The sequence below is a fragment of the Caballeronia sp. NK8 genome (assembly GCF_018408855.1).
GTDB lineage: Bacteria > Pseudomonadota > Gammaproteobacteria > Burkholderiales > Burkholderiaceae > Caballeronia.
The window spans coordinates 1,102,587-1,114,162 of sequence record NZ_AP024323.1 but is presented as its reverse complement, the minus strand read 5'-3'; the positions used below and the strand labels follow the sequence as shown (position 1 = coordinate 1,114,162).

The following is an 11,576-nucleotide window of genomic DNA, read 5'->3' as shown; positions in this document are numbered from 1 at the left end:
GACGACCCGGACGAGAATACGAAGTGCATTCTAATACACAGTTGTATCTGAATGCAAAGACGGATTTGTAAGCCCCCCGATGCTACACTTTGGCACATGAAACCAGTACGTCTTACCCGCGAGCAGAGCCGTGACCAGACGCGTCAGCGTCTGCTCGACGCTGCGCAGGCGGTCTTCATCAAGAAGGGATTCGGCGCGTCGAGCGTGGAAGATGTGGCCGCCGACGCGGGTTATACGCGCGGCGCGTTCTATTCGAACTTTTCGAGCAAGGCCGAGCTGCTGCTCAACGTGCTCAAGCGCGATCACGACACCATCATGCAGCGCATGTCCGCCCTGTTCGAGGACGGCGAGGCCTCGCGCGCCGACATGGAAGCGCGCGTGCTGCAGTACTACAGCGAGTGTTATCAGAACAATGCGTGCTTCCTGCTGTGGGTCGAGGCGAAGCTGCACGCGAGCCGCGATCCAGGCTTTCGCGCGAGCTTCAATGCGCTGATGCGCGAACTCAGGCAGACCACGACCGACTACATCAGGGCATTCTCCGAGCGCGTGGGCACGCCGCTCACGATGCCGCCGGAACAGATGGCGCTCGGGCTCATTGCGCTGTGCGACGGCGTGCAGTTCTTTTATTCGTCGGACCCGCAATCGGTGCCGGCGCAATTCGCCGAAGACGTTCTCGCGCAATTCTTTCGTCGCGTCGTGCTGAGCGGCGCCCCCGAATGACGTCTCGCCAGCCGGGCGCGTGAAGCACGACTGTTTCGATTGCCTGCACAATCGTTCGGCGCGATTCGATTAGCAGAGCCAATGTCGCGAAAAATTCATCGTTCGGAAATGTATCCGCAAATGAATTAAAATGCTTTAAGAACGCCGGGCTTTGCCCGACAGTAGCGTCCTCTCAGGCATTCGATGACACGCCATATCCAAAGATTTTGGGTCGCCGGCATCGTGGCTTTACTTGTCGGCAGCTTTGCATCAGCCAATGAACAAACGCGCCTGATTTCATTTCAGCGACTCGCGGCGGACTGGCTGTTCTTTCCCTCTCCGGCAGTGGTCTCGACTGCCAGCGTCCCTTCGGCGAAGCCTCGTCATCCGCGCTACCTCTTCAAGAGCACTATCGACGCGCTGGACGCGATCACGCTCTCCAGATACGAAAAGAGCATTCATCCGGACATCGGCCAGCTCGCCCGGCTCTCTGCGCAGCCGCCTTCGCCGACTTCCGTCTCCGCGCCGATGAAGCCGCGCGACGATCTCACGAGCGGAGAAGACGAATGGCACTTCTCCGCCAATCCGCAACTTGGCGCGAATCATGAGCACGAAAAGGGTGTGACTTTCTCCGTACGCCACGACTTCTGAACATTCATACTTTGCGCTTGCCGGTCGCCGATGCCGTCGCATAAAGTGGATGGAGCATCCCGCGTCTTATCCCGACATCGATGGAGCCCAGGCAAATGAACAAGTTGCTGGTAACCGGTGCGGCGGCAATGGTCACGCTCTCGGGCGCGGCGCATGCGCAGAGCAGCGTCACGCTGTACGGTTTGATCGACGCGGGCGTCACTTACACGAACAACCAGATCAACACGACGGGCGCCGGGCATAGTAACTGGGAGCTGAAAAGCGGCCCGGTCGAGTACAGCCGCTGGGGCTTGCGCGGTGCCGAGGATCTGGGCGGCGGGCTGAAAGCCATTTTCAACCTGGAAAGTGGCTTCAACCTGAACAACGGACAGTACACGTCGAGCAATCGCATTTTCAACCGGCAGGCTTATGTGGGCTTGTCGAGCCGTGAATTCGGCGTGCTGACGTTCGGCCGTCAGACCGACGACATGGTCGATTTCGTCGCGCCGCTTTCGTTGACCGGCACGCAGTATGGCGGCACGCACTTCGCGCATCCGTTCGACATCGACAATCTCAACGATTCGTTTCAGATCAATAACGCGGTGAAGTATCAAAGCCCGGATTTCGCGGGATTCAAGCTCGGCGCGCTTTATGGCTTTTCCAATCAGGCCGGTGGCTTTTCGAACAATCGTGCATATAGCGTCGGCATGTCGTATATGTGGGGACCGCTGAATTTCGGCGCTGCCTTCATGCAGCTCAATAGCGACGCCGCGACGGCGGGACAGCTCAACACGAATGGCGCGGTCACCGATACGTCGGGTTCATCGCTCGCGGGCGTGCTCACGTCGAATGCCGTGCCGCTGGGCGCGGTGTCGAGCCGTCAGCAGACGTGGGGCGCGGGTGTGAACTATGCGTTCGGTCCCGCCGTGGCGGGCCTCGTCTATACGCAAACGAATCTGACGCAACTGTTCCAGAGCGGCCTCAGCACGCACTTCCAGAACTTCGAAGGCAACCTGCGTTATGCACTGACGCCCGCCGTCGAGCTTTCCGCCGCCTACACCTACACGCGCGCGGGCGGACTCACGGGCGGCGGCAATCCACACTGGAATCAGGTCAGCGCGATGGCCGGCTACAGCTTCACGCGGCGCACCGATGTCTATGTGCAGGGCGTGTGGCAGGGCGTGAGCGCGAGCAGCGGATCGCCGTTGGGCGCGGCGTGGATCAACGGCCTCACCGCGCCGTCATCGACGAGCAATCAGGTCGAGGCGACGGTCGGATTGCGGCATCGTTTCTGAACGCCCGCTTCAACGCGAGCGGGACGCATGCGCTTCGCGCGAGCGCGATGCCTTGTCCGTCAATGGCCGCTTGCAGCACCGCCGCCGAGTTATTGATCTTCAATCCGCGCCTTCAACGCGTTTCATCCGCTTGGGCGCAATGGCCAGCCCGGCGACGTCGCTGAAGCGATCCTGTTTCTCGCATCGCCGCAGGCCGCGTGGATCACGGGCGCCGTGCTTCCGGTCGATGGCGGCGTGATGGCCGGGCGTCACGCCTGACGAGTCACGCGAGACGGATTCCCGCCCCGGCTTCGTACGCACGGGAAAGCTGCCGCCGCGCGAACTCGCCACCTTGCCGATGACGATATTTGCGGCCCCATTCGGTCACGGGGCGCGCGTGTTCGTCCTCGCAGAAGTTTTCGAACTCGCGCCACGCATCTTCGTAATGGCCCTCGCGCGCGAGTTCAAACGGATTCCCGCCGGTCGCGCACGACGCCAGATTCAGCAACGCCTTCAGGATCGGCCGGCATGCATGGCTGATGAAAGGGTCCGCCTCTTCGCGCGGCCACTCGTTCGCCGCGATCAGCATCCGGCGCCACGCGAGAATGGTCTCGCGGCAGGCGTCGCATTGCGCATCGCCCTGAACGAGCGCGCTCGCCTCCAGCACGGCGGTGGCGTGCTCCTCGAGTTTCGACAGCTTGATCCATGCAGCGCGGGCGAGCGAATCCGGCGTGCCGTCGTCGCAGTCGATGAGACCGCCGACGATATCGTTCGGCGGCTCGATCTTGATGACGATGCCTTCTTCATGCAGCATCACGCGCACACCGAAATCGGCGACGAGCATCGCAAGGCGGCAGCCCCAGCGCATGCTCATGTCGTGAAGCCATGCTTCGTCGGAGGTGCGAAGCGCCGCGGCGATTTCTTCGCGTGCGTCGGCGAGCCATCGGCTTTGCGCGATCCCATCGGTTCGACTCATGACGTAACTCGATGACAGCGGAATCGCCTAGCTTACTCGTCCCGGTTTCGCGCGTCTCCTGAGACAACTGCTTATGCGCCGCGCGCCGCCGCGTACCGGCGCGACACTTCCGGCCAGTTGATCACGTTGTAAAACGCCGCGATGTATTCCGGCCTGCGGTTCTCATACTTCAGATAATAGGCGTGCTCCCAGACATCGAGCCCGAGAATCGGCGTGTTGCCCGACGCGATGTCCGCCATCAGCGGACTGTCCTGATTGCCGGTGCTTTCGATCGCGAGCTTGCCTTCTTTGTCGACGTTGAGCCACGCCCAGCCGCTGCCGAAGCGCGTCAACGCGGCTTTGGTGAATGCGTTCTTGAAGGCGTCGAAGCCGCCGAGATCCTGATCGATCGCAGCGGCCAGATCGCCATCCGGCGCGCCGCCGCCATCGGGCGACATGATCGTCCAGAAGAGGCTGTGATTCGCGTGTCCGCCGCCGTTGTTGCGCACGGGCGCACGGAGCGCTTCGGGCAGCGCGTCGATCCGCGCGATGAGCGTTTCGACCGCCACATCCCGATGATCCGACATCTCCAGCGCCGCATTCAGGTTGTTCACGTAGGTCTGATGATGCTTCGTGTGATGCACTTCCATCGTGCGGGCGTCGATGTGCGGTTCGAGCGCATCGAAGGCATAGGGCAGGGGAGGCAGGCTGTAGGGCATCGGAAATCTCCTTGTCGTATCGATGGAAGCGCTCAATGACGCGCGGGACTCGCGCCGTGGAGCGCGGCGTCTGCGCCGGCAATGGCGCAGGTGATGAGCGGATGCGGCCCGTGCCGCGCGATATGGCGAATCAGCGCGACATACGTTTCGCGGCTGTGATGCAGGGCGGCTTGCCGCAGCGACACGGGCCGCGCGGCGTCGAGCGACAGCGCGATCAGCGTTTCATGGACGCGGCACAGAAGCGGGGCAGCCACGTTCGGGTCGCCCTGGGCGACCCGAAGATCGGCGAGGTTGTGATGCGAGACGACGAGCGCGGCGAGGCAATCGTCGGCGCGCCCCGCGGGCGGTGCGTCGATCAGGCGTTGCGCGATCGACAGCGCGCGCTCGTAACCGGCGAGCGCCAGTGCGGTTTGCTGGGCGCGCTCGGCTGTCGCGGCCTGGCGCATCGCGGTTTCCCAGAGCGGCAGGCTGGGCGTGTCGGACGTCGGCAATACAAAGTCTGCAAACTGCTGATGCATGGCGAAGGCTCCTGTTCCATCGCCCTTTGCGTCGACCGAAAGCCTGCGTACTCGGGATGCTTAATGATAACCATTATCATTTGAGCTTGCCAACCACGCTGCCGTCGTGGACATGCGGCGGCGATTGGCCTTTACTTGGGCCTTTACGTGAACATCCGGATGCGACCTTGGCCAGCCGACACCTCGATACCCCGCCCCACGCGCACGTAGTCGCGTCGCAGGCGAGCCCGTGCGACGAACTCGTCATTCGCGCGCAACCCGTCGCGGCTGGTCAGCCATGCCGGCGCAAGCGCCTCGCGTTGTCAGCGACGATTCTCGGCTCGAGCATGGCGTTCATCGACGGTTCGGTCGTCAACGTCGCATTGCCCGCGATACAGAGCGAACTCGGCGCGACCATCGCGGCGATGCAGTGGGTCGTCAACGCGTATCTGCTGCTGCTCGGTGCGCTGGTGCTGGTTGGCGGGTCGATGGGCGACAAGCTCGGCCGGCGCAAGGTGTTCATCGCGGGCGTCGCGATCTTCACGGTGGCGTCGGCGGCGTGCGGCTTCGCGCCGGGCATGCGCTGGCTGATCGCGGCGCGCGCGCTGCAGGGCGTCGGCGCGGCGCTGCTGGTGCCGGGCAGCCTAGCGATCATCGGCGCGGTGTTCGAGGGCGAGGCACGCGGACGCGCGATCGGCACGTGGGCGGGCGTCGGCGCGATCACGTCGTCGGTCGGACCGGCGGCGGGCGGCTGGCTCGTCGATGCGTTTTCCTGGCGCGCGATCTTCTTCCTCAATCTGCCGCTCGCCGCCGCGACGATCGCGCTGGCGCTGATGTCCGTGCCCGACAGCCACGACGCCGACGCGCCGCAAACCCTCGACTGGCCCGGCGCGGCCTGCACCGCGGCGGGCCTCGCGGCGCTCACGTACGGTCTGACGGAAGCGCCGTCGCGCGGCTTTGCCGATCCGCTGGTGCTGGGCATGATCGGGGCGGGTGTGGTGCTGCTCGCCGCGTTCATCGCGATCGAAACGAAGTCCCGCGATCCGATGATCCCGCTCGACATCTTCCGTTCGCGCGATTTCAGCGGCGCGAATCTCGTCACGCTGCTGCTGTATTTCGGGCTCGGCGGCGTGCTGTTCTTCCTGCCGTTCACGCTGATACGCGCGTACGGCTACAGCGCGACCGAAGCCGGCGCGGCGGTGCTGCCGATGCCGCTCATCATCGGCGTGCTGTCGCGGTTCACGGGCGGATTGACGGGGCGCTTCGGCGCGCGGGCGTTGCTCGTCGCCGGGCCGTGCGTCGCCGGACTCGGCTTCGCGATGCTCGCGCTGCCGTTCGCCGCGCGTGGCTACTGGGCGGGTTTTTTCCCCGCGCTCATCGTGCTCGGGATTGGCCTGACGATCACCGTCGCGCCGCTGACCACGACCGTGATGGCGTCGGTGCCGGGCGAGCGCGCGGGCGTCGCGTCCGGCGTCAACAACGCGGTCGCGCGCGTGGCGAGCCTGCTGGCGATCGCGGTGCTCGGCATCGTGTTCGTGTGGTCGCACGATGCGGCGTTGTCGGCGCGGCTCGATCGCCTGCATCTGCCGCACCCGGACGCGCGCTCGCTCGAAGCGCAGGCGCCGCCTTCCGCGTCATCGACGCCGCTCGCCCGCGCGCAGGCCGATGCCATCGCCGATGCGTTGCGCGCCGTCGCGTTGCTGTCCGCCGCGTGCGCGTTCGCCGCGGCGGGCGTCGCGGCGGTGACGATCAGTCGCAAGAAATAAAAAAACCCCGATGCCGGTCATCGGGGTTCGAAGGTACCGCTTCGATGCGCTTGTTAGTGGCCGACGTGGGCCGGTTGTTGTTCGATCGCCTTGGCGCGCTTTTGCAATTCTTCGGTCGTCTGCCCTTCGCCGTTCGGCAGCCAGCCCGGAGGACGCAGCAGGAAGCCGACCGCATCCGACACGCTCTTCGCGTTGAACATGTCCTTCACGAGACTGACCCAGTGTTCCATTTCGACGACGATCGGGTTATGCGAAGTCACGGGCGTCGTCAGACCGTAGCGGCAGGGCTCGTCGGCGCGCTCTTCCACGTAGGTGCCGAACAGACGGTCGAAGATGACCAGCACGCCGCCGAAGTTCGCATCGAGATAGATCTCGTTCGACGCATGGTGCACACGGTGCGCCGACGGCGTGTTGAACACATATTCGAGCCAGCCGAGCTTCGGAATCCACGTCGCATGCAGCCAGAACTGGTAGAGCAGGTTGATCGACACGACCGCCAGCACCACATCCGGTTTCACGCCGAACCACACGAGCGGGGTGAAGAAGATGGCCGAGCCGGCGATCTTGGTCAGCCAGCCGAGACGGTAGGCGGACGACAGCGTCAACTGGTTCGGCGAGTGATGGACCGCGTGGTTCGCCCAGAAGAAGCGGATCGTGTGCGACGCGCGGTGATACCAGTAGTAGCAGAACTCCTGTCCGATGAAGAGCAGGAAGATGGTCAGCGCGGTGTTCGTCGTGACCGTGTGGATGCGATGTTCCCACGCGAAGTTGAAGACCGGCGTCGCGAGCGAGATCGGCAGGAACGCGAGCAGCTTACGGCCGACGAGATCGACGAGCGAAATCCAGGTCTCGTGCCAGTCAAAGGCCTTGTCGGTGCCTTTGTACTTGAAGTGCAAAACGACAGCTTCGATCATCGACGCGGCGAGCACGATGCCCATCACATACATCGAGATTTTTCCGAGCAGTTCCAGTTCCATGACAGTTCGCCTTGGTGGGTGGTTGCGAATGAACCCATTCTGGCGATCGGCCCGGTTAAAAACCACGCACAAACTATTTCATGAAATGTCACGGCCCGCCCGCAAAGCCTTGTGGCATAAGGGGCGGGCGTCTCGCGGGAGTTATTTCAAAGTATGTCGGCGCGCACTGACTCGACTCGGCGCCTCCTGCGTTGCGTTCAATCCGAAACAGCATTCAGCAGCGTAAGCAGCTTACGAAAACCTTGTGCGTCCCGATCAACATCGATAGAATGCGAACAATTCCTATTTACATCGCATTAGAAAGATGATCGCCGTCGCGCACGACTATCGCTCCGAGGGTTCGCGGGCATGAGACCGGTTCTGGTTCGCCTGCATCGCTGGCTCGGCGTCGCGACCGCGCTTTTTCTGTTCGTCTCGGGTCTCACCGGCGCGATCATCGCGTGGGATCACGAAATCGACGAGATCCTCAATCCGGCGTTCTTCCACGCGCGCACCGCCGGCCCCGCGCTGCCGCCGCTCGAACTCGCGCGACGCGTCGAGGCGGCCGATCCGCGCGTCGAAGTGACGTATATGCCGCTCGGTTTCGAGCCGGGACATACCGCGCAGATGATGGTGATGCCGCGCACCAACCCGGCGACCAACGCGCCGTACGACGTCGCGTACAACCAGATCGCCGTCGATCCCGCGACAGGGCAGGTCCAGGCGCAGCGCATGTGGGGCGCGCTGTCGCTCGCGCGCATCGATCTGATGCCGTTTCTCTACAAGCTGCACTACACGCTGCATTTGCCGATCGTCGGCGGTTTCGATATCGGCACGTGGCTGATCGGCATCGTCGGCATGCTGTGGTTTTTCGATAGCGGCATCGCGCTGATTCTGTCGTTCCCGAGCGTGAAGGCGTGGCGCAAGTCATTCGCGTTTCGCGTGAAGCGCGGTGGCTACGCGCTCACGTTCGATTTGCATCGCTCGGGCGGCGTCTGGATCTGGGGCTTGCTGCTCGTGATGGCGCTCACGTCGATCTCGATGAATCTCGCCGAGCCCGTGATGCGCCCGGTCGTGTCGATCTTCTCGAAACTCTCGCCTTCGTTTCTCGACAATGCCGAACTCGTGCGCGCCGGCCCGCCGGGCAAGCCGCTCGCCACGCGCGAGCAGATTCTGGAGATGGCTGCGCGCGATGCGAAACGCGAAAACCTGACCGAGCCGATGGGCGCGCTCTATTTCGCGCCGATGTTCAAGGCGTACGGCGTCGGTTTCTTCGCGCCCGGCCGCGACCACGGCGACATGGGTCTCGGCAACGCCTGGCTCTATTACAACGGCCAGACCGGCGCGCTCGCGGGCTCGTCGATTCCGGGCCGCGGCTCGGCCGGCGACATCTTCATGCAGGCGCAGTTTCCGCTGCATTCGGGGCGCATCGTCGGACTGGGCGGGCGCGTTCTGGTGAGCGCGGTGGGCATCGCGGTTGCAATGCTGAGCGCGACCGGCCTCATCATCTGGTTCAGAAAACGCGTGGCGCGACGTCATTCCGCCGCCGCAGCGAACGCACGCACCGCGCGCGGCTCCGTAGCGCCCTGACGATACCGTCGAATCGGGTCAACTAACCTCGCACAAAGCTCGATGAGAACGCCCCGCGCGGGTGGGATGTTGCGTTCGCGCAAATTATTCGCTTCTTGAATGATAACGACTCTTATTTAACTTATAATCCGCGCATAACTCAGTCTCACCCGTCCCGCGCCAGCCGCGACCGGTCTTGCGACTCAGAACAATGCCGCCCGGATTCCAATCACGCCCCGGGACGGAAGACCGACCACCATCGTAGTTTGCGTATTCATGTCCGCTTCCCGTTCGTCCCGCTCGCAGGCCGCGCCTGCGCAGGCGCTGTCTCATCGCGCCGTCATCGCCGTTGCCGTCGCGATGGCTTTCTCCCTGTCCGCCCACGCGCAATCGACCGATTCCGGCAACGCCAGCACCGCCGCGCCGCAGGAAAGCGCATTGCCGGCCGTCAAGGTTCAGGCGTCGAAGGAAGCCTTGCCCGGCGACCTCGCGCCGACCTTTGCGGGTGGCCAGGTCGCGCGCGGCGCAGACTTCGGCGTGCTCGGCCAGCAGAAGATGCTCGACGTGCCGTTCAGCATGACGACCTATACGTCGAAGCTGATCGAAGACCAGCAGGCGCGCACTCTCGCCGATGTGCTCGCGAACGATCCGTCCGTTCGGACTGCGTACGCGTTCGGCAATTTCGCGGAAACCTACGTCATCCGCGGCTTCCAGTTGCAGGGCGACGATGTTTCGCTCAACGGCCTGTACGGCATCACGCCGCGCCAGCTCGTCGCGACCGATGCGCTCGAGCGCGTCGATCTGTTCAAGGGCGCGAATGCGTTTCTGAACGGCGCGTCGCCGAACGGCTCGGCGGTGGGCGGCGGCCTGAACCTGCAACTCAAGCGCGCCGACGACAAGCCGCTCACGCGCGTGACGCTCGAAGGCTCGGCATCGGGCGAGATCGGCGCGCATGTCGATATCGGCCGGCGCTTCGGCAGCGAAGGGCAGTTCGGCATCCGCGTGAATCAGGCGAATCATGACGGCGAATCTAGCGTCGACGGCGAACATCGCCGCGACAACACCACGGCCGTTTCGCTCGACTGGCGCGGCGACAAGCTGCGTCTCTACGCCGACTTCCTGTATCAGCGCCAGCGCATCAACGGCGGCCGCCCGACCGTCAACGACTTCGCGAACTTCATTCCGGAGCCGCCTTCGGCGACGTACAACTACGGTCAGACCTGGAGCTTCAGCTCGATCGAGGATACCGTCGGCATCCTGCGCGCCGAGTACGATTTCCTGCCAGGCTGGACGGCCTACATTGCGGGCGGCGCGCGCCACACCGACGAGCACGGCGAGTATTCGTCGCCGAGCATCCAGGCCAACGGCACGACCACCGCGACGCGCCTCGGCGTGCCGCACAAGGAAGACGGCACTTCCGCCGAAGCAGGCGTGCGCGGCCACTTCAACACCGGGCCGGTGTCGCATTTCGTGACGGCGGGCGCGTCGATCGTGCGTGTCGATTCGAAGTCGGCGTTCACGTTCAGCAGCTCGTTCCCGACCAGCATCTACGACACGCCGCAAGTGCCGTATCCGGCGACTATCCTGACGGGCGGCAATCTTTCCGATCCGCAGACGGTGACGCTCAATCTGATGCGCAGCGTGTCGATCTCCGACACGCTCGGCTTCCTGAACGATCGCGTGCTGTTCACCATCGGCGCGCGCCACCAGGAACTGCTGACCAACGGTTACAGCTACGCCGGCGTCCAGACGCAGGCCTACAACGATTCGATCACGACGCCGGTTTTCGGTCTCGTCGTCAAGCCGATGCAGAACGTCGCGCTCTTCGCGAATCACAGCGAAGCGCTGACGATCGGCGATTCGGCGCCCAACACCGCGGCGAACTTCGGCGAGCAGTTGCCGCCCGCGAAGTCGAAGCAATGGGAAGTCGGCGCGAAGTATGACAACGGCCAGTACGGCGCGTCGTTCGCGGCGTTCCAGATCGAGAAGCCGCTGACTTTCGTCAATAGTTCGAACTTTTTCGTGGCTGACGGCACGCAGCGTAATCGCGGGCTGGAAGCGTCGATCTACGGCGAGCCGGTGCACGGCGTGCGCCTGATCGCGGGCGCGACGTACATCCATGCGACGCAATACGACACGGGCACGGGCTCGACGGACGGCAACAAGCCGATCGGCGTGCCGACGATGATGTTCAACGTCAACGCGGAATACGACGTGCCGGTGCTCAACGGCCTCACGCTGACGGCGCGCTGGATCCACACGGGCTCGCAGTATCTGAACGTGACGAACACGCTGTCGATTCCCGCATGGGATCGCTTCGATCTCGGCGCGCGTTATGCGACCGTGCTGTTCGGCAAGCCGACGACGTTCCGCGCGAGCGTGCTGAACGTGGCGAACAAGTCCTACTGGTCGTCGACGATCGGTGGCTATCTGACGCAGGGCGTGCCGCGCACGGTGCTGCTGTCGATGACGACGGATTTCTGATCGGTCTCTTCGAAGCGATGAAAAACG

The 11,576-nt window shown here is 63.8% G+C and carries 10 protein-coding genes and 1 pseudogene; 7 read left to right on the top strand and 4 right to left on the bottom strand.

From position 1 onward, the window contains the following. Positions 1-96 precede the first annotated feature (96 nt). From NK8_RS19855 to NK8_RS19840, 4 genes and pseudogenes are all read left to right on the top strand, one after another. Entirely contained in the window at positions 97-720 is a 624-nt protein-coding gene (locus tag NK8_RS19855) for a TetR/AcrR family transcriptional regulator (RefSeq protein WP_162067743.1), read from the top strand. 222 nt (positions 721-942) lie between these two features. After that, positions 943-1,350: a hypothetical protein gene (locus NK8_RS19850; protein WP_213229161.1), complete on the top strand. Its 408-nt coding sequence runs from the start codon at positions 943-945 to the stop codon at positions 1,348-1,350. A gap of 95 nt (positions 1,351-1,445) precedes the next feature. Next, complete coding sequence (locus tag NK8_RS19845) at positions 1,446-2,624, top strand: porin (RefSeq protein ID WP_213229159.1); 1,179 nt, start codon at positions 1,446-1,448, stop codon at positions 2,622-2,624. Between the two features lie 99 nt (positions 2,625-2,723). Continuing rightward, a pseudogene (locus NK8_RS19840) lies at positions 2,724-2,882 on the top strand (SDR family oxidoreductase); the annotation flags it as partial. A gap of 4 nt (positions 2,883-2,886) precedes the next feature. Here the strand turns inward: NK8_RS19840 and NK8_RS19835 are convergent. The 3 genes from NK8_RS19835 to NK8_RS19825 form a co-directional block, all read right to left on the bottom strand. After that, entirely contained in the window at positions 2,887-3,579 is a 693-nt protein-coding gene (locus NK8_RS19835; RefSeq protein WP_162067740.1) for a hypothetical protein, read from the bottom strand. Between the two features lie 71 nt (positions 3,580-3,650). After that, positions 3,651-4,277 carry a superoxide dismutase gene (locus NK8_RS19830; RefSeq protein ID WP_213229157.1) on the bottom strand — a complete coding sequence of 209 codons (627 nt, stop codon included), beginning with the start codon at positions 4,275-4,277 and terminating at the stop codon, positions 3,651-3,653. A gap of 32 nt (positions 4,278-4,309) precedes the next feature. Continuing rightward, entirely contained in the window at positions 4,310-4,795 is a 486-nt protein-coding gene (locus NK8_RS19825; RefSeq protein WP_213229155.1) for a DUF2753 family protein, read from the bottom strand. Between the two features lie 167 nt (positions 4,796-4,962). Here NK8_RS19825 and NK8_RS19820 point away from each other — a divergent pair, with 167 nt between their 5' ends. After that, positions 4,963-6,540, top strand: a complete 1,578-nt coding sequence (locus tag NK8_RS19820) for an MFS transporter (protein WP_225936284.1) — start codon at positions 4,963-4,965, stop codon at positions 6,538-6,540. A gap of 53 nt (positions 6,541-6,593) precedes the next feature. Here NK8_RS19820 and NK8_RS19815 read toward each other — a convergent pair whose 3' ends face one another. After that, positions 6,594-7,517, bottom strand: coding sequence for a sterol desaturase family protein (locus NK8_RS19815; RefSeq protein ID WP_213229151.1), 924 nt, complete (start codon positions 7,515-7,517; stop codon positions 6,594-6,596). Between the two features lie 348 nt (positions 7,518-7,865). Here NK8_RS19815 and NK8_RS19810 point away from each other — a divergent pair, with 348 nt between their 5' ends. Together NK8_RS19810 and NK8_RS19805 are read left to right on the top strand one after the other, a co-directional pair. After that, positions 7,866-9,086 carry a PepSY domain-containing protein gene (locus NK8_RS19810; protein ID WP_213229149.1) on the top strand — a complete coding sequence of 407 codons (1,221 nt, stop codon included), beginning with the start codon at positions 7,866-7,868 and terminating at the stop codon, positions 9,084-9,086. Between the two features lie 255 nt (positions 9,087-9,341). Continuing rightward, positions 9,342-11,549 carry a TonB-dependent siderophore receptor gene (locus tag NK8_RS19805; RefSeq protein WP_213229147.1) on the top strand — a complete coding sequence of 736 codons (2,208 nt, stop codon included), beginning with the start codon at positions 9,342-9,344 and terminating at the stop codon, positions 11,547-11,549. Positions 11,550-11,576 lie beyond the last annotated feature (27 nt).